Annotated in this window: 20 protein-coding genes and 1 pseudogene; 12 read left to right on the top strand and 9 right to left on the bottom strand. The window is 70.0% G+C overall.

Annotation, left to right across the window (positions count from 1 at the left end; translation table 11 throughout):
- Positions 1 to 5 precede the first annotated feature (5 nt).
- Positions 6 to 314: an RNA polymerase sigma factor gene (locus ACTWPW_RS13300; protein ID WP_375108607.1), complete on the bottom strand. Its 309-nt coding sequence runs from the start codon at positions 312 to 314 to the stop codon at positions 6 to 8.
- A gap of 329 nt (positions 315 to 643) precedes the next feature.
- Between ACTWPW_RS13300 and ACTWPW_RS13295 the strand changes: the two genes are divergently transcribed.
- The 4 genes from ACTWPW_RS13295 (at position 644) to ACTWPW_RS13280 (ending at position 5,309) form a co-directional block, all read left to right on the top strand.
- Positions 644 to 1,366: a transglycosylase domain-containing protein gene (locus tag ACTWPW_RS13295; protein ID WP_443168885.1), complete on the top strand. Its 723-nt coding sequence runs from the start codon at positions 644 to 646 to the stop codon at positions 1,364 to 1,366.
- Positions 1,338 to 1,820, top strand: a complete 483-nt coding sequence (locus ACTWPW_RS13290; RefSeq protein ID WP_443168884.1) for a hypothetical protein — start codon at positions 1,338 to 1,340, stop codon at positions 1,818 to 1,820. Before ACTWPW_RS13295 ends, ACTWPW_RS13290 begins: the two co-directional genes overlap by 29 nt.
- Before the next feature lie 197 nt (positions 1,821 to 2,017).
- Positions 2,018 to 4,243 carry a transglycosylase domain-containing protein gene (locus ACTWPW_RS13285; protein WP_443168883.1) on the top strand — a complete coding sequence of 742 codons (2,226 nt, stop codon included), beginning with the start codon at positions 2,018 to 2,020 and terminating at the stop codon, positions 4,241 to 4,243.
- Between the two features lie 202 nt (positions 4,244 to 4,445).
- Positions 4,446 to 5,309 (top strand): hypothetical protein, encoded by an 864-nt coding sequence (locus ACTWPW_RS13280; protein WP_443168882.1) that lies wholly within the window; start codon positions 4,446 to 4,448, stop codon positions 5,307 to 5,309.
- On the opposite strand, the gene ACTWPW_RS13275 is transcribed toward ACTWPW_RS13280, so the two are convergent.
- Positions 5,284 to 5,559 carry an integrase core domain-containing protein gene (locus tag ACTWPW_RS13275; RefSeq protein WP_443168940.1) on the bottom strand — a complete coding sequence of 92 codons (276 nt, stop codon included), beginning with the start codon at positions 5,557 to 5,559 and terminating at the stop codon, positions 5,284 to 5,286. The genes ACTWPW_RS13280 and ACTWPW_RS13275 overlap by 26 nt on opposite strands.
- Positions 5,560 to 5,647: 88 nt before the next feature.
- Here ACTWPW_RS13275 and ACTWPW_RS13270 point away from each other — a divergent pair, with 88 nt between their 5' ends.
- The 4 genes from ACTWPW_RS13270 to ACTWPW_RS13255 all read left to right on the top strand — a co-directional run bounded on the left by ACTWPW_RS13270 (position 5,648) and on the right by ACTWPW_RS13255 (position 8,361).
- Positions 5,648 to 6,478 (top strand): hypothetical protein, encoded by an 831-nt coding sequence (locus ACTWPW_RS13270; protein WP_443168881.1) that lies wholly within the window; start codon positions 5,648 to 5,650, stop codon positions 6,476 to 6,478.
- Positions 6,479 to 6,767: 289 nt separating this feature from the next.
- Positions 6,768 to 7,487, top strand: a complete 720-nt coding sequence (locus ACTWPW_RS13265; RefSeq protein WP_443168880.1) for a DUF4429 domain-containing protein — start codon at positions 6,768 to 6,770, stop codon at positions 7,485 to 7,487.
- Positions 7,488 to 7,784: 297 nt separating this feature from the next.
- A complete protein-coding gene (locus ACTWPW_RS13260; RefSeq protein WP_443168879.1) occupies positions 7,785 to 8,024 on the top strand; it encodes a hypothetical protein in 240 nt (79 codons plus the stop codon).
- Positions 8,025 to 8,028: 4 nt separating this feature from the next.
- Positions 8,029 to 8,361 carry an integrase core domain-containing protein gene (locus ACTWPW_RS13255; protein WP_443168939.1) on the top strand — a complete coding sequence of 111 codons (333 nt, stop codon included), beginning with the start codon at positions 8,029 to 8,031 and terminating at the stop codon, positions 8,359 to 8,361.
- A gap of 252 nt (positions 8,362 to 8,613) precedes the next feature.
- Here ACTWPW_RS13255 and ACTWPW_RS13250 read toward each other — a convergent pair whose 3' ends face one another.
- The gene (locus ACTWPW_RS13250; protein ID WP_443168878.1) at positions 8,614 to 9,504 is read right to left on the bottom strand and encodes a hypothetical protein; all 891 of its coding nucleotides are present in this window, start codon (positions 9,502 to 9,504) and stop codon (positions 8,614 to 8,616) included.
- Positions 9,505 to 9,644: 140 nt separating this feature from the next.
- Here ACTWPW_RS13250 and ACTWPW_RS13245 point away from each other — a divergent pair, with 140 nt between their 5' ends.
- Positions 9,645 to 15,494, top strand: coding sequence for a VWD domain-containing protein (locus ACTWPW_RS13245; RefSeq protein WP_443168877.1), 5,850 nt, complete (start codon positions 9,645 to 9,647; stop codon positions 15,492 to 15,494).
- A 74-nt stretch (positions 15,495 to 15,568) separates the two neighbouring features.
- Positions 15,569 to 15,763, top strand: a pseudogene (locus ACTWPW_RS13240) (transposase); the annotation flags it as partial.
- Positions 15,764 to 15,840: 77 nt separating this feature from the next.
- Here the strand turns inward: ACTWPW_RS13240 and ACTWPW_RS13235 are convergent.
- The 3 genes from ACTWPW_RS13235 to ACTWPW_RS13225 form a co-directional block, all read right to left on the bottom strand.
- A complete protein-coding gene (locus ACTWPW_RS13235; protein ID WP_443168876.1) occupies positions 15,841 to 16,062 on the bottom strand; it encodes a hypothetical protein in 222 nt (73 codons plus the stop codon).
- A 379-nt stretch (positions 16,063 to 16,441) separates the two neighbouring features.
- Positions 16,442 to 17,230: a tRNA(His) guanylyltransferase Thg1 family protein gene (locus ACTWPW_RS13230; RefSeq protein WP_375108618.1), complete on the bottom strand. Its 789-nt coding sequence runs from the start codon at positions 17,228 to 17,230 to the stop codon at positions 16,442 to 16,444.
- Positions 17,227 to 17,442, bottom strand: coding sequence for a hypothetical protein (locus tag ACTWPW_RS13225; protein WP_375108619.1), 216 nt, complete (start codon positions 17,440 to 17,442; stop codon positions 17,227 to 17,229). The genes ACTWPW_RS13230 and ACTWPW_RS13225 overlap by 4 nt, the downstream gene beginning before the upstream one ends.
- A gap of 93 nt (positions 17,443 to 17,535) precedes the next feature.
- Here ACTWPW_RS13225 and ACTWPW_RS13220 point away from each other — a divergent pair, with 93 nt between their 5' ends.
- Positions 17,536 to 18,303 (top strand): maleylpyruvate isomerase family mycothiol-dependent enzyme, encoded by a 768-nt coding sequence (locus ACTWPW_RS13220; protein ID WP_443168875.1) that lies wholly within the window; start codon positions 17,536 to 17,538, stop codon positions 18,301 to 18,303.
- An 86-nt stretch (positions 18,304 to 18,389) separates the two neighbouring features.
- Here ACTWPW_RS13220 and ACTWPW_RS13215 read toward each other — a convergent pair whose 3' ends face one another.
- A complete protein-coding gene (locus ACTWPW_RS13215) occupies positions 18,390 to 19,211 on the bottom strand; it encodes an aldo/keto reductase (protein ID WP_443168874.1) in 822 nt (273 codons plus the stop codon).
- Positions 19,212 to 19,364: 153 nt separating this feature from the next.
- Here ACTWPW_RS13215 and ACTWPW_RS13210 point away from each other — a divergent pair, with 153 nt between their 5' ends.
- Entirely contained in the window at positions 19,365 to 20,066 is a 702-nt protein-coding gene (locus ACTWPW_RS13210) for a sulfotransferase family protein (protein ID WP_375108622.1), read from the top strand.
- A gap of 31 nt (positions 20,067 to 20,097) precedes the next feature.
- Here ACTWPW_RS13210 and ACTWPW_RS13205 read toward each other — a convergent pair whose 3' ends face one another.
- Both ACTWPW_RS13205 and ACTWPW_RS13200 read right to left on the bottom strand, forming a co-directional pair.
- Complete coding sequence (locus ACTWPW_RS13205; RefSeq protein WP_375108623.1) at positions 20,098 to 20,742, bottom strand: response regulator; 645 nt, start codon at positions 20,740 to 20,742, stop codon at positions 20,098 to 20,100.
- Positions 20,733 to 21,881: a sensor histidine kinase gene (locus ACTWPW_RS13200; protein ID WP_443168873.1), complete on the bottom strand. Its 1,149-nt coding sequence runs from the start codon at positions 21,879 to 21,881 to the stop codon at positions 20,733 to 20,735. The genes ACTWPW_RS13205 and ACTWPW_RS13200 overlap by 10 nt, the downstream gene beginning before the upstream one ends.
- Between the last annotated feature and the right edge of the window lie 55 nt (positions 21,882 to 21,936).

Below are 21,936 nucleotides of genomic sequence, written 5' to 3'. Positions count from 1 at the left end.
CCCGGTCACCGGACGACAGCTCCGCCAGCGCCGCCGCCAGGCCGATTCGCTGCGCGGCGATCCGGGCGTCGACGCGCTCGGGCGTACGGCTCGGCGACCTTGTCGACCCCGCTGCCGACCAGCGCTCGGTAGCTCCGGATCGCTACCCGTCGATGCCGGCCGATGAGCCGGGCCGCGATGCCGTACAGCCAGGGCCGTGCGTCGGGATGGCTCGGGTCGTAGCGGTGGCGCCGCCGGAAAGCGGTCAGGAAGGTGTCCGAGACGATGTCGTCGGCCAGGGACGGGCCAAGCCGCCTGGCGACGTAGCGCCGCATGGCAGGCGTGTGCCGGTCGAGGAGGTCGGCGAAGGCCTCCGGAACGTGCTCCCGAGCGCCGGATCAGCTCGGCGTCGTCGGTTCTGCCGGATTCACGGTGTTGCTCAAGGCGCCCACCGGGCCGTTTCCGCCAAGGTTTCGGCGCGGGTCCGCGGCTGCCCGAGATCGGTTTCCGCGGACACGGGTATCCTCAGGGTCTCGCCGCTGGTAGCGGTGACCTGGCTTGATATCACTTTTCAGATAGCTGGGACACCTATATCAGTCTTGGACATATTGTTCATGGTTGTGCTGCCATGAAAGCCATGTCCAGCTCGTGTCCTTCTACGCTCGTGTCCAGCATCGCCCGGCGGGCCGCCGCCACCACCGCCGCTGGGGTACTGGCCGCGGCGCTCGCGCTGCCTGTCGTGGGCGGTTCGGGGGCGGGGGTCGTAGCGGCGATTGATGAGCTCGATCTCCGGCCGGAGGAGCTGACCGAACCGCCGCCGCTGCCGGAGAAAGCGACGGCGTACGACACCAAGGGCCACCAGATCGCCCAGTTCTACGCGCAGGACCGCAAAGTCGTGCCGCCGGCGCGCATCGCGGACGTGATGAAGACGGCCATCGTCGCGATCGAGGACGACCGCTTCTACGAGCACGGGGCGATCGACATCGAGGGCACCGCCCGCGCCCTGGTCAAGAACCTGGCCACGGGCCGCACCAGCCAGGGCGGCTCCTCCATCACCCAGCAGTACGTCAAGCAGGTCCTGCACGTCTTCGCCTCGGACCGCGCGCTGGCCACCGAGGCGCTGGTGGAGCCCGGCACGGGAGAGATCAGGGCGATGGCGGCCAGCCGCCCGTTCGGCGGCTCCGCCCGTAAGGACGAGATCTCCTACAACGCGGTGGCCGACAAGGCGCACCGCGGGCTGATCGGCTTCCGGACGGGCTCGACGTTCAAGACGTTCACCCTGGTCACCGCACTTAAGCAGGGCATGAAGGGCCACCGCCTACGCCGCCATCGCGGCGCGCGGCACCAACTGCCCGCCCATGGCCATCACCAGAGTCGTCGGCCGTGACGGCAGGGCCACCACCTTCAAGCCGCGGTGCGAGCGCGAGTTGGACCCGGAGGTCCCCGACGCGACCGCCGACAGCTCGGGGGTCGGCAAGACCGGCACCACCGATGGGTACACCAACGCCTGGATTGCCGGGTTCACCCCCGATCTGGCGGCGACGGTCAGCATCGGCGACCCGCGCGGCTCGCAGCGCTACAAGCTCACCGGCGTCACCCTTGGTGGCCACTACTACGGCTCGGTTCAGGGCGCTTCACTACCCGGTCCCATCTGGAACGACACCATGAGGGCCGCACTGCGGAGCGTGGCGCCGACCCAGTTCACGCCGGTGGACACCGCCCGGTTCGGCGGCTGCGACACAGGCTGCGCCCCGGACCGGCGGAACCCGGACGACGCGACCACGCAACCTGCCCTGGACGAGGCAGGTCAGGGCCTGAACGAGAACCTGCCCGGCCAGTAGGGCAGCACGCCGCCGCATCCGGCAGCGTGCGCCCTTCTCTTTCCCGAACCCTCTTCCGAACCGGAGGACTTATGCGACCGCCTCGGCGCTCACACGCCCGTGCCCGTGAAGGCGCTCACGCCCGCGAAGGCGGCCGGCGCCGCTTCGTACCCAACTGGAAGATCGTGATCCTCGGCGCTACTGTCCTGGTGGCGGGCATGTTCGGCATGATCATAGTCGGGTACGCGGTCACACCGCTGCCCGCGCAGGCCCAGAGCCAGGACGGCGTTGACGACCGGGCCAGCGTCATCACCTACGCCAACGGCAAGACGCTGGCCGTCCTGGGCGTCAGGCGCAAGCCGGTGACGTACGCGCAGATCCCGCGTCCGGTGCAGGACGCGGTGATCGCGGCCGAGAACAGCTCCTTCCGCGAGGACTCGGGCATCTCCCTCTCCGGCCTGGCCCGCTCGTTGTGGAGCACCCTTTCCGGCCAGCAGGTGCAGGGCGGCTCCACCATCACCCAGCAGATGGCACGTAACTACTACGACGGCCTGTCGCAGGAGCGTTCGGTCAAGCGCAAGCTGAAGGAGATCTTCGTCGCAGTCAAGGTGAACAAGAGCCTGAGCAAGGAGATCATCCTCGAGCAGTACCTCAACACGATCTACTTCGGCCGGGGCGCGTACGGCATCGGCGCCGCGGCCGAGGCCTTCTTCAACGTGCGGGACGTCTCGAAGCTGACCCCCGAGCAGGGCGCCTACCTGGCGGGTCGCATCCAGAACCCGAGCGCCTTCGACGAGGCGGAGGCGGCCGGCCGGATGGCCGCCACGGAAGAGCGCTACGCCTACGTGATCGGGCAGATGGCCAAGCTGGACCCGGCCGCGTACGGCAGCCTGCCCAGCAAGTCGCCCACCTCGCCCAAGCGCATCAAGAAGTGGAGCAAGGACTACCACAAGGGCATCAACGGCTACATGATCACCGCGGTGCTCAACGAGCTCAAGGCCAAGACCGGCCTGGACCTCGATGACGTCGAGAAGGGCGGCTACCGCATCAGGTCCACCTTCGACAAGCGGCTGATGGAGGCCGCGAAGGCCGCGGTCAATCAGCACACCCGGACGGTCCCGGACGAGATCACCGCCACACTCGCCTCCGTCGATCCACGGAACGGCCGGGTCAGCGCGTTCTACGGAGGCGACGACTACACCACGGACCAGTGGAACGACGCCTTCATGTCGCAGAAGCAGGCGGCCTCCGCGTTCAAGCCGTACGTGCTGGCCGCCTGGCTGAACCAGGGCTACAGCCTGCGGAGCTTCCTGCCCGCGAGCAGCCCGCTGAAGCTCGAGGGCACCACACCCATCGCGAACGACCATCCGTCGAAGGCCCCATCTGTCGACGTCATCAGCGCCACCGCCCACTCGGTCAACACCGCCTTCGCCAAGATGGGGGAGAAGGTCGGGCTCGATCACGTCATCGACATCGCCGCACGGGCCGGGCTCGACAGAGGCAACCTCGAGTCCGCCCGGGACCGCCACCGCTACCTGATAACCATCGGCAGCAGTCAGGTGACCGCCGTCGAGCAGGCAGGCGGCTACTCGATCTTCGCCAACGCGGGCAAGCACTACGACAATCACGTCATCATCGACGTGACCACGAAGGACCGGCAGAAGCGCTACGTGGAGAAGACCACACCCGTCCACGCGATCTCGCCCGAAGTGGCCGCCGACGCTACCTACGCGCTACAAGCCGTGGTCACGCAGGGGACCGGCCGCAACGCCGCGCTGCCCGGCCGGCCGGTGGCCGGCAAGACCGGAACCAACAACGAGAACAAGGAAGCCTGGTTCGTCGGCTTCACCCCGCAGGTGTCGACCGCCGTGGGGATGTTCCGCCAGGAGTGCCGGACCAAGAGCGGAAAAGTGGTGCGGCCGCGGTACGACAACTGCCCGTGGTACCGGGGCAAGGACCCGACCAAGGAGAAGGCGTACACGCCGGACAAGCCGTACACATTGCCCTACGAGGTGCCGCTGGGCGCTGCCTTCGAGGGGGCCACCTACCCGGCCGCCATCTGGCGTACCTTCATGACCGAGGCCACGAAGAACCAGCCGGTGGAGCAGTTCCCGCCCCGCGCGGACATCGGCAATACGCAAGACTTGGCCCCCGAACCCACCCCGTCCGCCACGCCAGCCCCGTCCGCGACGCCGGTTCTGACGAGCACGCCGCTCCCCGAGCCGTCCACGGACGATCCGGCCGTGGACGACCCCGCCGGCGACGATGCCGAATGCGATCCGCTCGATGACTGCCAAGACGACACGAGGCCTGACGACACAGGCCCCGACATTACGCGGCCTGACGAGGCGGGCCTCCCGGCCGACGAGGGTACGAGCGGTGGCGAAGATGGGTCTCAGGCCGCCGCAGGACCAGCTCCTGCTCAGGCCAGTCGGAGACCATGATGAGTTCGACGAAGTCGATGTGCCGAAAGCCTGGCAAGAAGTGTCATGGAGGTCATGCTGCGCGGCCGTATCGTCCAGGACCAGGAGGCGGGCACCGGCACGCCTGCCGGCCCTTGATGGTCGGCCCCGGACTGCTGCTGATGGAGGGCCGGCAGCCGGAGAACGCGCCGCACCTGCCGCACTTGCCACGCGGTTGCCGCTCGTGAAATCCACGCGGCTCGTGGAACACGTGGCGGCCATCGCTGTCACCCTGCTCGGTGGGACGGTGGTGGCGTTCGCCGCCTACGATGGGGACGCCATCAGCTTCGTCTCCCTGGTAGTGGTGCCGGCGCTGCTGGTGGCGTTGTTCGTGCTGCCGCTGCTGTCGGTGGCCCGCCCCGGCGGCCCGCGCCGCAGCGGATGGCGGGCCGCCGCGGTCCTGGGCGGCGGGCTGCTCCTCCTGGCCGCGATCACGCCGAAGTTCGCGCTGCTGCTGGTGCTCATCGCCGTGCTGTACCTGACGATCGGGTGGCCGTTGGCCGCCTCTGCCGCCTGCGTGGCGGCGGTCGCGGCCGTCAGGTCGGCGCTGTCACCGGGACCTGCGACATCGCCACGGACGTGGGGACGAATGTCGTGGACGTGGCTGTTGAGCGCCGTGGCGACCTACGGGTACGGACTCACCCACCTCAACGACGACATGCTGGACGTCAAGGACGGGGTATGCCGCGTCATCCCCTCCGGCGAGCAGGCAGAACCCGGTGGCACGCAGACCCTGCTGCCGTTGAGCGACACCTTGTGCGGCGCCGACACGGTGCCCGGGTTCGTCAACCCGCTGCTGGCCGCTCTCGCCGGTCTCCTGGCGGCGTCCGCGACGATGTACGTCGTAGCGCGATGCAGCGCCTCCCGTGCCCGAAGGCACGACCGTCGCCATGAGGATAGGACGAGGGTACTGCCCTCTTCCATCGCAGGACCCGACGAAGCAGTCCCGGAGTCTGTGCCCCGAAGGGTGCCAAACCAGACCCAAGGCGCTGACTTGCGCGTTCGTGACGGCACCTCGTTGGTCAGCCGGCTCGCTGGTACTCGTTGATCAGCCCGCCGAGAACGTGGCGGCGCTCGATCCGGCCCAGCGGCAGCGGGGTCACGTCGGAGTCATCCTTGGTGGGAGCTCGAAGGTCGAGGGAGCGGTGCGGCCGGTGCCGATTGTAATGATCGGCGTATTCGTCCAGCACGGTGCGGAGGTGCCGTTCGCCGAAGATCAGCAGCCGGTCGGTGCATTCCGTACGTGCGGTGCGAACCCATCGCTCGGCGAACGCGTTCGCGCGAGGCGCCCGCGGCAGGACCTTCAGTACCTGAATGTTGTCGCCCGGAACATCCCGGCCCGGCCCTTCAGATCGGCGAGAAGGTTAAGCACCTTGCCGTAATGAGATGGAGATCATCATCTGCGACGATCGGCGCATGAGACGCATGAGCGTCGCGCTGGTCGTGGCCGGCCTGCTGAGCGTGACGATTCCCGGCGGCGCCGTGCACGCGGCTCCCGCATCGGAGTCTCTCGACTCCGTCGTCGAAGCGATCAAGAAGCAGTATGCGAGGAAGAGCAGCGTACGCTTCTCCGTCAGGCGACGCGGCGGCCCCCCACCCTCGGAGGACCTCAAGATCTCCGGCGCGTACCGCTTCAACGCTTCAGGCATGTACGCCGCCGACCTCACGGAGATCTCCTACGAGAAGGCGGCGACGGGGCGATCCCGAGAGATCACCATAGGCCGAGAGTTCTACTCACAGAGCTATGTGCGTTCCGATAAGGGCAAGTACACCTGGAAGTCGCCGCCGACGCTGGGGGAATGGGCCTACGGGCGGAACTTCGCCGGGGTCGTCTGGGGCAAGGATCTGGTCAACGGGATCAACCCGGGCTTTCTCGAGCTGGTCGCCTCTTACGGTGCGACCAGCGCAGACGGCGGAGCCTTCGAGGGAGTGAAGACGACCCTCCACAGCGGCGCCGTGACTGTTACCAAGCTGAGTGAGAGACAGGCCGGCATCTCCTTCGATACCGAGGAGGAGGGGGCTCATGGCGGGCGGATCACCTGGAAACTCTGGGCAGGCCCGGACAACCTGCCGAGACGCTTCCAGGCCATCATGAAATTCACCTGGCCGGAGGGCGGCGAGGCCGAAACCATGACGATGAACATCATCTATCGAGGATGGGGAACCCCCGTCAAGATCACGGCCCCGCCCAAGCACCTCATCGCCGACGGTTGGTGATGGACGACCTGCGCAACAACGCGGTACTTCGGAGCTCTCACAGCAAGCCGCTCCACCATGCTGCGGTCAGGTCGACCGCCATGGAGACCGTCACCGGCGAATGCCGTTGCTCGAAGCACCACGACCTGGACAGGTCGACCGCGTTGATCCTCCAGAGTGCGCCAGCAGAAGTCGCCGTAGTCGCCGTCGCCGAACGCGGCGGCCAGCGACGTGCGCAGGCCCAGCCGGCTCGCCGCGGTGGCCGCCCGTCTGCGCAGCCGCCAGTGTTCGGGCACCTATCCTTGCTTGCATGGGTGACGTACTGAAGGGGCGAGGTTGCGCGTGGGAGTTCGAGGACGGCGGGCTGCGCATTACGCCTGAGCCGGGTAAGGCGTCGAAACTGAGCATGGAGCTCGGTGAGCGGTTCGTGCCGTACGACGCGCTGGCCGATGTCATGCTGGAGACTGGTGCACGCGGCAGGGTGGTGTTGCGGGTGGTTCCCCGGGAGGGAGCCGACCCGGTCATGTCCGCGGCAACGGGGCAGCTCCAGGAGTCGCTCGATCCGTACCGGCTGGTGCTGCCCGCCGCCACGAAGACGCTGGCCGACCAGTATGCCGACGAGATGCGCGCGGCCTTGACCGAGCGCGGCCCGGCTGAGCGGTTCCTGATCGCCGGTCCTTCGGTGCCGCGTAGTTTCAAGGCATGGGACGGTGAGGCCGCCTTCGACGGGCAGGCAGTCACCTTCACCTGGTTCTCGTCCGGAGCTTCCCCGGCCAAGTACGCGGCAGGTGACCAGCGTTACCCGATCACCGAGATCGAGGGCGTCGATTGGCATGCACTGGAGGACGCTCGCGGGTCGTTGCGGCTGCGCATCCGTGGGCACCAGGCCCTCTCCAATCCCAACAACGATCCCGCCTCCGTGGTGTTCGGCATTGGCTGGGGAGCCACGCATCACTCCCTGCCCTTCGCCGCCGCCGTGCTCGCCGCCGTACAAGGTCCCATGATCGAAAAGGTCGCGGGGGAAGGCTGAGCTGCTGTCCCGTATGTAACTTTTGTGCGCGTCGGGTGCCTTGGAACTCAAGGCACCCGACGGCGCGCTTCCGTCCAGGAAGAACCGCACCATCAGCACGGTCTCGATGTTGGTCGTAGCGATTGACGCCTGGATAGCCGTTGTTCGGGCGTTTGCCCAGGGCGAAGTGGAGGCGCGTGGGAATGCCGCCGATCCTGTCCCGCTCGAAAACACGGTTTCGTGCTCTGAACTGGGTCGAGCCCCACACGCTGGGGCCACCGGCACCCGCCTCGGCCACAAGATCTCGGCTTCCACCGTGTGGAACATCCTGAACCGGCCGGGATCGACCCCGCTCCGCGCCGCCGCGGGCCGACGTGGAAGCAGTTCCTGACAGTCCACGCCGAGCACATCATCGCCGTCGACTTCCTGCATGTGGACGCCGTCAATCTCACACGCCTGTGCGCCCTGATCATGCTCGAACACGGCAGCCGCCGCGCCCACCTGCTCGGCGTCACCACCAACCCCCACCGGCCCATGGACCGCCCAGGCTGCCCGTGACTTCCTGACGAACACCGACACCGACACGACAAAGCTGAAGTTCCTGATCCGCGGCCGCGGCGGCCAACTCACCGATGCCTTCGACGCGGTCTCCGCCGACGCCGCCCTGCGCGTCATCAAGAGCCCACCGCAGGCCCCGAAATTGAACGCACACCGCGAAAGGATCATCGGCACCCTACGCCGCGAACTCCTGGACAGAGTGCTCATCCTCACCAAGCAGCATCTGCGCCGAACTCTCTCCCGCTACCTGGCGCACTACAACACGGCCCGACCCTCACCGCAGCATGGGGCAGTTGTCCCCATCGCAAGCCGAAACAAGCCCACCAACCCCCATTGACCTGGCCGACCACCGAGTCCACCGCAGAGCCATCCTCGGCGGCCTCATCAACGAGTACCGCATCAACGAGCACCGCATCGCCAGCTGATCAGATGGCCAGCTGACACACCCGAGAACCGGCAGGTCAGACACCGCACCCAATTTATGAGCCCCACAACCTGCACCGGGCCGTCGAGCTGCGGCGGGAGCCGCACGACGACCGGTCGGCGGGCTACGCGGTCCCCGGGCAGCGGCGCCTGCGGGGCCGAACCGTCAGGCGACGATGTCGAGGGCGTCGATCGAGACGGCTGGGCTGATGGTCAGGAAGGGGCGCTCGTCGCCGTCGTCGAGGTCGGTGGTGACGAGCCGCCCGGGCGCGGAGCCGGGGCGGACGACACGGCCGGCGCTGACGGCGAGGTAGCCGTCGAAGGTGCGCCGGGTGAAGCGGCGCTCGTCGCCCGTCCGCATGTCGATCAGGATCAGCGGGCTCTCGTCGTCGGGCTCCGGGTAGACGACCAGCTCGTGGCCGGAGGCCCAGACGGAGTGCGGGCCGGGCAGGGCCACGCGTTCGGCGTAGGCGGCGAGCTCCTTGCCGGTGCGGTCGAGGACGACGGTCGTCAGGACGTCGTCCAGCGTGAGGTACGTCGCGGCGAGCAGCAACCCGTCGGGCGACCAGCTGATCGAGGCCTCCTCCCAGTAGCCCTCGGCCCACCAGAGCCGCTGCCGGGCCCCGGTGCCGGTGTCGATCAGCTCGATGCCGGCGAGCTCGTCGCCGACGCCGGGGATGCCGGGGCCGTCGGACAGGTCGGACAGGACGGCCAGGCGGGTGCCGTCCGGCGAGAGCGCCGCGCGCAGGTAGTCGTCGGAGGTGAACTCCTGGCGGGCCCCGGTGGCGAGCGTGTGCAGCACGACGCGCGGCGGGCCGGCGCCGTCGTCCTGGCGCGCGGTGAGCACCAGCCGGGTGCCGTCGGACGACAGCGACACCGTCTCCGGCGCGAGGTGCGCCGGCAGGCCGGGAACGGCTGCGAACGTGTCGCTGTCGGCGTCCAGCACGATCACGGCGGCCCCGCCTGGCCCGGTGGCGGCGAGCACCATCCGGGCCGCGCGCACCAGCCGCGCAGCCGGCGCATCGAATGCGATCTCCCATGACCGGTCGACGACCACGACACCTCCCGTTACTGATCCGGTGCGCAGCCTAGTCAAAGATCACCCGAATGGGGAGCTGGTGATCTCTATCGCGAAACGATCTTTTGGGTGTACGGTCCCGCTGCCAGTCTTATGTTCTCTTTATTCGGGGTGAACGCGTGCGGCGTCTTCGTCTGTTCATGGTGGCCGTGCTCGTGGCCGGGTTCCTCGTTCCCGTGCCCGAGTTCTTGTTAGCCAGGTGGGCGGAGGCGGCCACTGCCTGCTCCCCCAACAGCAGCGACTGGTCCAACGGCCGCAGCGGCCAGAAACGCTGCGTCTTCAACCACATGTACTCCACGCGCCGCCGCATCAACGAGGCGTGCCTGCGCGACCGTCCGGTGCTCGGCACCCACATCTACCAGCAGCCCAACGAGTGCAGCCCGTCCGGCGGCATCGAGGCCATCGGGCAGGCCCGGGCCATCAAGTACCTGAGCGACCAGATCGGCGGAAGCGGCGGGCTCATCAACCCCGAGATCCAGTGGGAGCCGACCCTCAGCGGCGGCAGCGACCGGCCCGACATCGTCTACTACGACCGCGCCGGCAACAACTGGGGCCAGGTGATCGAGGCCAAGGTCGACGGCAACCCGGACTACTCCGGCTGGGGCGGGCAGGTCGTCCGGTACGTCGGCGTGCTGACCAATGACGGTGTCAAGAACGTCACCGCCGGCACGGTGCTCAACCGCTGGGGCACCTACGACGACTGGTTCCAGGTCTACAGCAAGAACCCCTCCTGCAAGGTGGACGGCAAGGACGGCTACCAGCTCTCCACGTACCGGGCGCTGTCGCCCGTTCCCGGCCTGCTGCACATCGAGGAGGTGAAGAAGGAACGCAAGTGCGAGGAGAGCAAGCGGCAGCCCCCGCCGGGCAGCCCGCCCGCCGACATTCCCGAGCTGGACGAGAACGACGACGACCGCGACTGGCCGATCCCGCAGGGCCTGCGTCAGCTCATCGACCGCCTCACCACCCCCAGCAACGACTCCAACGACTCGCAGAACAACGACGTGGCCAAGTACGGCAGCGCCGCGGCGGCCGCGGCCGCGCTGACCGCCTCCGTCATGGTGTTCCTCCGCACCCCGCAGGGCGCGCTCTTCCTGCGCGCGGCCGGCTTCGCCACCGTCGAGATGGCGCTGGCGCTCGGCGTGGGCGCGCTGGTCGTCCTCATCCTGTTGTGGTACTTCTCCGAGCACGGCGGCCTGGTCAAGGGCGAGCCGCACTTCACCACCCTGGACGGCCTGGGCTACGACCTGCAGTCCGTCGGCGAGTTCGTCCTCGCCAACAGCGACAAGCACGGCCTGGAGATCCACGGCCGGCTCAGCCCCGCCAGCGGCGGCCGGGACGTGTCGGTGATGTTCGACGCCGCGATGGAGGCCGGTGACCACAAGGTCGAGTTCCACGAGGACGACCTCTACATCGACGGCCAGAAGTACACGCTCGGCACCGACAAGATCCTCTACCTGGGCAAGGAAGCGTTCGTCCTGCGCGAGGACGGCAAGTGGCTGGTCATGTTCGACGGCCTGGAAGGGCCCGTCCTGTCCTGGAGGCGGGGCGCCGCCGGCCTCTACCTGCCGCCGTCCGCCGACAGCGACCTGGAGGGCCTGCTCGGCAACGCCGACGGCGACCCGAAGAACGACCTGAAGCTGCGTGACGGCACCCAGCTGCCCGCCAACGCCACCCCCACCCAGCTGCACACCGACTACGCCAACTCCTGGCGGCTGGACGACACCGAGTCGCTGTTCACCTACGGCCCGGGCGAGAGCACCGCGACGTTCACGAACCTGCAGTTCCCCTCCCGCATCGTCACGATCCACGACCTGACGCCCGAGCAGATGCAGCTCGCGACGGCGCAGTGCGAGGAGAGCGGCGTCGCGCCGGGCGTGCCGTTCAACGACTGCGTCCTGGATATCGCGCTGACCGCGGACACCTCGTTCGCCGAGGCCGCCGCCGAGCAGAAGACGGTGAGCCTCGACCCGGCGGCGCAGGCCGTGGACGCCAACGGCGACCTGACGATCGACTTCGAGGGCACGCTGGGCAAGAACACGCTGCCCTCGCGGGTGTCGGCCGACCCCGCGGTGAGCTCGTTCGCCGGGCCGTTCAGCGGCAGCGACTCCTACCGGTTCTTCGTGCAGTCGTTGCCGCTGCACAAGGCCGGCACGCTGAGCTTCGACCTGCTGGCCGTCGGCGACTGGACGTCCGACTCCGACAACGAGACGATCAAGGTCGAGACCGACCGCGACGACCCGCACACGATCACGCCGGGCGAGCTGACGCCCGTCGCGTCCGGGACGCTGGCGAACGGCCTGCCGTGGGCGAAGTACCGCGTCACGATGCCGATCACGCACAAGAACAGCCAGATCGAGGTCAAGGTCTCGGCCACCGGCACGGCGGGCCTGTCCAACCAGGCGTACGGGCTCGACAACGTGGCGCTCGACCTGGAGGTCACTCCGCCGCAGACATTCCCCGTGTCGCTGCCGTTCACGGCCTCGGACGGCGTGCCCGGCGAGGGCGCGGGCAACCTGGAGGGCGAGGTCGCGGTCGACGAGTACCGGTTCACGCTGGACCAGCCGGCCTCGGTCTTCGTCAACGCGCAGGAGTGCCCCGGGTCCGGGTTCGGGCTCCGGTGGGAGCTGGCCGACGCCGCGGGCGCGAGCGTCGCCACCTCCTACCTGTGCGGCGCCAAGCGCGTGGACGGGCTGCCCGCCGGCGCCTACCGGCTGCGCGTGTGGCCGTGGAACGACGTGTTCGGCGCCTACAAGCTCAGCGTGAACACGCTGGGGGCCGACGTCACCGCCACCGCGGCGATCGACGGGCCGCAGGTGCCGCTGCAGATCACCGACCCGGGCCAGCGGGGCACCTGGACGTTCACGGGCACCGCTGGCCAGCAGGTCTCCGCCGAGCTCGCCGACGGTACTCTGGCCTCGCTCAGCGACGCCACCCTGCAGCTGCGCGGGCCCGACGGGAAGGTGCTGGCGCAGGAGTCCTGCGGCGCGGCCTGCTACGTCGACACCGAGACACTGCCGGTCACCGGCACGTACTCGATGGTGTGGGACCCGAAGGACGCCAAGACGGGCTCGATCGCGCTGCGCCTGCACGGGGTGCCCGAGGCGGTCACCGGGACGGTCGCGATCGGCGCGCCGTCCACGCTGACCACCACCGTCCCGGGGCAGAACGCGTCCTGGTCGTTCGCCGGCACGGCGGGCCAGCGGGTCGCGTTCGCGGTCAGCGGCCTGGCCGGCACCGCCAGCGCCTCGATCACCAAGCCGGACGGGACCCGGCTGTTCGGCTCCACCCACTGCCCGAAGGCCTGCGCCTTCGACACCACCACGCTGCCCGCGACAGGCACGTACACGCTGCTCGTCGATCCCACCGACGTGCACACCGGGCCCGTCACGGCCGGCGTGATCGAGGGTGACGTCGTCGGCGCCCTGACCGTCGGCGGCGAGCCGGTGCGGCTGACCACCACGGGGCCCGGCCAGCGGGCGTACTGGACGTTCGCCGGCACGGCGGGCCAGCGGGTCGCGTTCGCGCTGACGGACGGCACGTTCAGCGGCGCGTACGCGTCGCTGCGCAAGCCGGACGGCACGGACCTGGTCCGCTCCACCTGGTGCAGGACGTCGTGCGCGTTCGACACGATCGCGCTGCCGGCGGACGGCACCTACACGCTCGTCCTGGACCCGTCCAACACCGCGGTGGGCTCCATCGGCGCGCAGGTCACCGAGGGCGACGTCACGGGCACGCTCACCGCGGGCGGCGGCCCGGTCAAGCTGACCACGACCGGCCCGGGACAGGCCGCCACCTGGTCCTTCGCCGGCACGGCGGGCCAGCGGGTCGCGTTCGCGCTGACGGACGGCACGTTCGGCAGCGCCTACGCCCTGGTGCGCAAGCCGGACGGCACGGAGCTGTTCGACTCCACCTTCTGCAAGACGTCGTGCGCGTTCGACACGGTGTCGCTGCCGGCGGACGGCACCTACACGGTGGTGCTGGACCCCTCCGGCACGGCGGTGGGCTCCATCTCCGCGCAGGTCACCGTGGGCGACGTCACGGCGGCGCTCACGGCGGGCGGCGAGGCGGTCGAGCTGACCACGAAGGGCCCGGGGCAGAACCCCACCTGGACGTACGCCGGGACGGCCGGGCAGCGGATCTCGGTCACCTTCTCGGGCGGCACGTTCTCCAGCGCGAACGCCTCCATGCGTAAGCCGGACGGCTCGGTCCTGGTGCCGTCCACGTTCTGCGCGAGCTCCTGCTACTTCGACACGACGGTGCTGCCGGTGGACGGCACCTACCAGGTGGTGGCCGACCCGGCCGGCATCCAGACCGGCTCGATCTCGGCCCAGCTCAACCTCGTACCGCCGGACGTGACCGCGCAGATCACCGTGGGCGGGCCGGCGTCCACGCTGACGACCACCATCCCCGGGCAGCGCGGCCTGTGGACCTTCGCCGGGACGGCGGGGCAGCGGGTGTCGTTCGACTTCACCGGCTCGACGTTCACCTACGCCTCGGACGCCACCGTCAAGGTCAGGAAGCCGGACGGCACCGACCTGATCGCCGACACCAACTGCGGCACCGGGTGCCTGCTGGAGCCGCTCACCCTGCCGGCGACCGGCACGTACCAGGTGGACCTGCGGCCCAAGGGCGCCAAGACGGGCGCGCTGACGCTGCGGGCGTACCTGGTGAACGACGTCACCGCCACGATCGCGGTGGACGGCGTCACCTCGACGCTGACCACCACGACCCCGGGACAGAACGGCACCTGGACCTTCACCGGGACCGAGGGCCGCTACGTCAACCTCGCGTTCATGAACGGGACGTTCTCCAGCGCCTCCGACGCCGCGGTCTCGGTGCGCGGCCCGGACGGCACCGTCCTGCGGGAGGACACCTCCTGCGGCAAGCTGTGCGTGCTGGACCCGATCACGCTGCCCGCGTCCGGCACGTACACGATCCTGTTCGACCCGCGCAAGGCCCTCGCCGGCTCGCTGACCGCGCAGCTCACCGAGGGCGACGTCACCGGGACGACCTCGGTCGGCGGCCCGGCGTCCACGCTGACCACCGTCGGCGCCGGGCAGAAGGCCGTCTGGACGTTCACGGGGACGGCGGGCCGGCGGGTGTCGTTCAACTTCACCGGTTCGACGCTCACCAGCACCTACGACGCCTACGTCGCGGTACGCAAGCCGGACGGCACCGTCCTGATCGACGACACCGCGTGCGGGAAGAACTGCCTGCTGGACCCGGCCGTGCTGCCGCTGGACGGCACCTACACGGTCGAGTTCAGGCCGCAGAACGCCAAGACGGGCTCGATCACCCTGCAGCTGCACGAGGTCACCCACCTGAGCGCGAACGTCACGCTCGGCGGCCCCGCCTCCACGCTGACCACCACCACTCCGGGCCAGAACGGCACCTGGTCGTTCGCCGGGACGGCCGGGCAGCTCGTGTCGTTCAACCTCACCGACGCGAGCTTCGCCAGCTCGGTGGACGCCCAGGTGTCGGTGAAGAAGCCGGACGGCACCACGCTGGTGTCGGCCACCTACTGCGGCAAGAACTGCTTCCTGGAGCCGGTGGCACTGCCCGTGACCGGCACCTACACGGTGGAGTTCGACCCGCAGGACGAGAAGGTGGGCAAGCTGACCCTCAGGGTCCATGCGGTCCGCGACCTCGCCCCGGCCGCCGTCGCCATCGGCGGCACGGCGGTCACGCTGACCACCACGACCCCGGGCCAGAACGGGAGCTGGACCTTCAGCGGCACCGCTGGGCAGCAGGTGGCCGTCACCTTCACCGGCACCAGCTTCGCCGCCTCCACCGATGTCCGGGTCGGCCTGCTGAAGCCGGACGGCACGGCGCTGGGCAGCTCGCCCTACTGCGGCCGCAACTGCACCATCGCGGCGACGACGCTGCCCGCCACGGGCACGTACACGATCGTCTTCAACCCGCAGGCCGACAAGGTCGGCTCGCTGACCGCGAAGGTGGCGGTGCCGTGACGAGCTGAAACGCGAAGGGGCACGGCCGGAACCGCTTCGGCCGTGCCCTTTCTGGTAGTAGCCCTCCAGCGAGACGCGATGAACTCGGCGAGGTGTTCGCTGATGAGTCGTTCGCGGGCGCCTTCGGGAGAGAGGGCAGGCCGGGCTGGTCGCCGGGACGGCCGGCGTTGATCACGGTGTTGCAGCGGGTGGAAAATCTCACCGACCGGCAGGCCGCTGAGGCGGTGGCCACCGATTTGACCTGGAAGTACGCGCTCGGCGTGAGCCTGTGGGGCTCAAGAACTCGAATCAGTTCGGGAGCTGATCCGCCCTCACGGCGCGCTGCCGAACTGCGGTTGCTCGGACATCAGTCCTCCGGCGCGAGCGTGATCGCGACGATGGCGTGGAACGCAAGGTGGTGTTCGTGGTCCTTGCCGGTCTCGGGGTCGTGTTGCTCGATCACGACGAGGTCCATACCTAGCCCAGTTGCGATGCCGCTGAATGCGGCTCCGCTGGTCAGGTGCACTGTCACGTTGCGGGAGTGGGCGTGGGCGAAGCTCAGGATCTGGCGCCAATCGGAAAGGGTCATGTCGCGTTTTGCTTTCTCTTCACAGCGTGGGCCTGCACCTGGCTTCCCGGATGGTGGGATGGAAGGTGACGTGCCCGCCCGGGGCTGCCGCTGTTGCGGGCCTCGGTGAGCGTCCTGGGCGCGGCGGCGATAAGCGGGGCGCCCATGGTGGTGTCGGCCTCCTCGATGCAGCCGTCTTCGTCGAAGGTGCCTGCGATCAGGTCGGCCTTGATCAGGGCCGGCCTACACGTCGAACGGCCAGCTCGAACTGCCGAACTGCCGAACGGCCTCCTGCCGCTGCAGTTGTCGTTCTTGCTCGCGCGTACAGGTAACCCCGGATCGTGGGTGCCCGCGGAGCGTTCGGCTCCGTTGCCTTCTGCTGGATCATGATGCCTCCACGTCAGCCCATGAGGGACGGCATGGGCGGGATGACGGACGCCAGCCATCCGTCGGGTTTCGCGGTGAAGTGTGGCGCGGCCACGGACGACCAGTGGGACCGCACGGCCGGCGAGGTGATCTGCCGGCCGGGCTGCTGCCCCGTCCAGGTGACGTCCCGTTCCTCGGTGTGGCGGACGCACACGCGGCCGCGCTTGGCACCGTCGGGGTAGTCGTTCCAGTTGATGCCGTGCTGCGACCACAGCATCTCCTGCATGTCGCCTGTGCTCACGCCGTGGAGCTGCTTGTGGGGGAACCGGGCCTGGGCGGCCATGGTGATGGAGTTGCGGACGCAGTCCCGCTGCCGCCACAGGAAGTAGTTCGCCACCTCAACCACGTCCGGGATGGTGAAGACTCGGGCGTCGAACGTGGCGTGCGCGCCGTCGTGGCCCGCGCTGTAGCGGCGGTTGAACGCCACCGACGCCGTGGACGCCGCGATGGACACGATCTTCTGGATGACGCCGCCGAACCATGGTTGCGTGCCGTGCGCCTCGAAGTCCGTCAGCAGCACGGAGCATTCGTCGGACTGGGTGAAGGCGAACACGGCGCCGGACATGTCCTCGCACAGCGCCTTCGCCACGGCGTCCATCGACGCCATCACGTCGTCGTCGAAGGGCCTGTCGGCGTGCCGCAGGAACGGGTGGAAGGCCCGGCCGTCCACCCTCACCACGGCGTACGTACGGCGCGGCAGAAGCGTGCGGGTGACCGCCTCGTAGCTCTTCATCCGATCGCCCAGGGGCGTCTTGTCGCTCACGATGCCTCCTGGCCGTAGTAGCAGGCGGTGCGCCCGTCGGCCCAGGTCAACCTTGCGGGCCCGTCCAGGCGATTCTTGCCGATACGTCCGCGAGGCCGCTCGCCGTTTTCGTCCTCGCACTTGGCGTTGGAGCACACGACCCGGCCGGACTCCTGGGCGAGCACAATTTGCCGATCGTCGGCGAGGTGGAGCAGCTTGGGCTTGATCTCCACTGGACTGGAGTTCCTACCGTTCTGGCGTACCCGTTCGAGAGGAGTTCCGTCATGGCGACAGTGGACCCAGGGCCCGACACAGTTTCCGGCCCAGTGCCCGACCCAGTGCCCGACCCAGTGCCCGACACCACGCGGCTCGTGGAGGCCCTGCGGGAGCACACCGCCGGGTTCGCCCGCGCGGCGGCCGGCGGCGAGCCGGACGCCATGGTGCCGACCTGCCCGGAGTGGCGGCTGGCCACCTTGGTGGGGCACCTCGGGCAGGCCGACCGGTGGGCGGCGGAGATCGTACGGACGGGGGCGCCCCAGCCGATCCCCTCCCCGCGCGAGGCCGACCCCGGCCCGCCGGGCGAATGGGAGGGGTGGCTGCGCGCCGGCGCCGAGGAGCTGATCGCGGCCGTCGGGGAGGCCGATCCCGGGGCTCGGATGTGGTCGATCGTGGGCCCGGCGCCGGCGACGTTCTGGCTGCGCAGGATGTTCTGCGAGACCGCCATCCACCACTACGACGCGGCGCTCACGACGGGGGCCGCGTACGGGATCGCCGACGACCTGGCGGCCGACGTGCTGACCGAGGGTCTGGAGATGATGGCGCGGACGGCGGCGGTGGAGACGTTCGTCCCGGAGCTGGCCAGGTTGCGCGGCGCGGGCGAGCGGCTCGGCGTCCGGCCGCAGGGGATGGACGGCTGGCTGGTCACCAGGCTGCCCGAGGGGATCCGGTGGGAGCGCGGGCGCAGCGACGGCGACGTGGTGGTGTCGGGCTCGATGACCGAGATCATGCTGGTGTTCGCGCGGCGCGTGCCGCCCGGCGACGTCAGCGGGAAGCGGGCGCTGCTGGATCACTGGCTGGCCAACACGGCGTTCTAGCGCTGTTCCGGCGGTGTTCCGGCGCTGTTCCGGCGGCTCCCCTTCAAAGCCCCCTAAAGCCCCCTAAAGCCCCCCTAAAGCCCCCTTCAGAGCTCCACGTGCGTGTCGGGGTCGCCGCCGAGGCGGCCGGCGCCGTCGAGGGTGTCGAGGCGGGCCATGTCCTCCGGCGACAGGCTGAAGTCGAACACCTCGAAGTTCTGCCGCATGCGCTCCGGGTTGGCCGACTTGGGGATGGGCACGGCGCCGAGCTGCGCGTGCCAGCGGAGCACCACCTGGGCGGGCGTGCGACCGTGGGCGGCGGCCAGGTCGCGGACCGCCGGCTCGTCCAGCAGCTTGCGGCCGGCGCCGAGCGGGCTCCACGACTCGGTCACGATGTCGTGCTCGGCGTGCCAGGCGCGCACGTCGCGCTGGGGGAAGCCGGGGTGCAGCTCGACCTGGTTGACGGCGGGCCAGACGCCGGTCTCGTCGGCCACCCGCTCGATCTGCGCGGGCGTGAAGTTGGAGACGCCGATCGAGCGGGCCAGGCCCTGCTCGCGCAGGTGCACGAAGGCTCGCCAGGTGTCGGTGTAGAGGTCGCGGCCGGGCAGCGGCCAGTGGATGAGGTAGAGGTCGACGTAGTCGAGGCCGAGCCGGGCCCGGCTCTCCTCGAAGCCGCGCAGGGCCGCGTCGTAGCCGTGCTGGGAGCCGCGCAGCTTCGTGGTGACGAACAGCTCCTCCCTGGCGACCGGCGCGTCGGCCACGGCGGCGCCGACGCCCCGCTCGTTGCCGTAGCTGGCGGCGGTGTCGATCAGCCGGTAGCCGAGCGAGACGGCGTGGGTGACGGCCTGGCGGGCCTCCTCGTCGTCCATGGGCCAGGTGCCCAGCCCCAGGCGCGGCATCGTGCGGCCGTCGGCGAGCATGACGGTCATGACGTGGTCCTTCCCCCTGTTTCCGGCCGGCGCCGGGGTGCGGCGGCCAAGTGTGCTCCTTACCCGCGCGCTACCGAGGCCAATCCGCCGCGCAGTGTCACACTCGCGCCCCCGCGCGCCTCGTAGGCGGTAGATCACTCATGGAGGTGCGATGTGCTTACCGTCATAGGCGCGGGGTTCCCGCGCACCGGAACCAGCTCGATGAAGGCGGCGCTGGAACGGCTCGGGTTCGGGCCCTGCCATCACATGTTCGACATCATGACCCAACAGGATCGCGTCGACCGGTGGCTGCCCCTCGCCGAGGGCGCCGAGGTGGACTGGGAGCACGTGTTCGACGGGTTCCGCTCCACGCAGGACTGGCCGGCCGCCCACTTCTGGCGGGAGCAGGCGCGGGCGTACCCGGAGGCGAAGGTCGTGCTCACCGTACGCGACCCGCACGCCTGGTACGTGAGCATGCAGATGCTGATCGCCAACGGCCCCGGGCGGCAGCTGCCCGACGACCTCCCGGAGGCGGCGGCGGGCTTCTTCCGGGGCATGATGCGGCTCCAGCCGGTGCTCGACCACATCACCGGCTCCGTCTTCGGCGCCGGCCGGTCGTTCCGGGACGGGCTGCCCGACGAGGAGAGCGCCGTGGCGGCGTTCGAGCGGCACGTGGCCACGGTCAAGGAGAGCCTGCCCGAGGAGCGGCTGCTGGTGTTCGACGTTCGGGAGGGGTGGGAGCCGCTCTGCCGGTTCCTGGGCGTGGACGTCCCCGAGGGGGAGCCGTTCCCGCACCTGAACGACGCCAAGTCCATGCAGCGGACCCTGGAGCGGCTGACCAGGGAGGGCAGCATCGTCTCGCCGTTCGGCGGGTGAGAATCGCCGCTCAGCGGGTGCAGGCCGCCGCTCAGCTCTCGAGGTAGCGCAGGATCGCCAGCACGCGGCGGCTGTAGACCGGGTCGCGGGGCAGGTCGAGCTTGTCCATGATGGCGTTGACGTGCTTCTCGACCGTGCTGAGCGAGACGTGCAGGCGTTCGGCGATGGCGGCGTTCACGAAGCCCTGGGCGAGGTGCCGCAGCACCTCGGCCTCGCGCGGGCTGAGCCTGCTCAGCGGGTCGGCGCGGGTGGTGCGGGCCAGGAGCTGCCGCACCACCTCCGGGTCGAACGCCGTGCCGCCCGCGCGCACCCGCTCCAGCGAGTCGAGGAACTCGGCCACCTCCGAGACCCGGTCCTTCAGCAGGTAGCCGAGCCCCTCGGTGGAGCCGGCCAGGAGCCTGGCGGCGTAGTGGGGCTCGACGTACTGCGACAGGACGAGCACCGCGACCTCCGGCAGGCGCTCGCGGATCTCCAGCGCGGCGCGCAGGCCGTCGTCCTTGTGCGAGGGCGGCATGCGTACGTCGATCACGGCCACGTCGGGCCGGTGGCGCTCGACGGCGTCGAGCAGCGCGGGCGCGTCGCCGACGGCGGCGACGACCTCGTGCCCGGCGTCGTCGAGCAACCGGGTCAGACCCTCGCGCAGCAGCACGGAGTCGTCGGCCAGGATCACCCGCACGGCGGCGCCTTGGGCAGGGTCGCGGTGATGCGGGTGGGCCCGCCGGGGGCGCTGTCGACGGTGAACGTCCCGTCGAGCGCCTGGACGCGCCGGGCCAGCCCGGACAGGCCGCCGCCCGAGGGGTCGGCGCCGCCCACGCCGTCGTCCGAGATCGCCACGCTCACCGTCCGCTCGTCCTCGCTCAGGACCACCAGGATGTCATGCGCGCCGGCGTGCTTGACGGCGTTGGTGATGGCCTCGCGGGCGACGAAGTACAGGGCGGTCTCGACCTCGGAGGCTGGCCGGCCGGCCAGCCCGTGGTGCACGGTGACCGGCACGCTGGACCGCTCGGCCACGCCCGCGAGCGCGGCGCGCAACCCCAGCTCGTCGAGCGCGGTCGGGTAGATCCGCCAGGCCACGCTGCGCAGCTCGTCGAGGAGCTGGCGCGACTCGGTGTAGGCCTGGGCGACCAGCTCGGCGGTCCGGTCGTGGTCGCGGCTGTGCCGGGCGCGGCCGAGCAGCATGGCCAGGGCGACGCCGCGCTGCTGCACGCCGTCGTGCAGGTCGCGCTCGATCCTGCGCCGCTCGTCGTCCACGGCCCGGACGATGCCGGAGCGGGTCGCGGTCAGCTCGGCGATGCGCCGGCGCATGAGCTCCTGGCTGCCGGGGCCGAGGAAGTGCTCCGCCAGGCGGTGTTCGAGGGCGGCGAGCGCCAGGATCATGAAGACGGTCACGGCCAGCAGGCCGATCCCGCCGGTCAGGCCGAGCACGCCGCTGTCGGTGACGATCTTGACGCCCGGCAGTTCCACGGGGACCGGCTCCGGCTCGCCCCACAGGAGGTCCCAGGTGCCGCCGAACAGCAGCAGGCCGGTGAGGAACAGGGCCGCCGCGCAGGCGTACCCGCCCACGAGGCCGAGTACGGCGCGGGCGGCCAGGAAGGCGTACCCGCCGTCCCGCCGCGTCGTGTCGTGCCCGAGCCACGTGGACAGGCGGGCCCGTTCGAGGGCCGTCAGCCCGGCCAGCCCGCGCGCCACGACCGGCCGCAGCGCCGGGACCAGGGACGCGGGCCCCGCCACGCACAGGAAGGCCAGCTCGGCCAGGCCGAGAGCCATCCCCAGGAGGACTCCGGCCGGCACGCGAACGATCCGGCTGCCTGACACGGGCGAGAATTCTAGGCGTCGCGGCGCCCTGCCGGGCACCCGCACCTTCACCACG

This window comes from Nonomuraea sp. KM90 (genome assembly GCF_052246675.1).
Taxonomy (GTDB): domain Bacteria; phylum Actinomycetota; class Actinomycetes; order Streptosporangiales; family Streptosporangiaceae; genus Nonomuraea.
The sequence above is the reverse complement of the archived record's forward strand: the minus strand, read 5'-3'. Positions and strand labels throughout refer to the sequence as shown.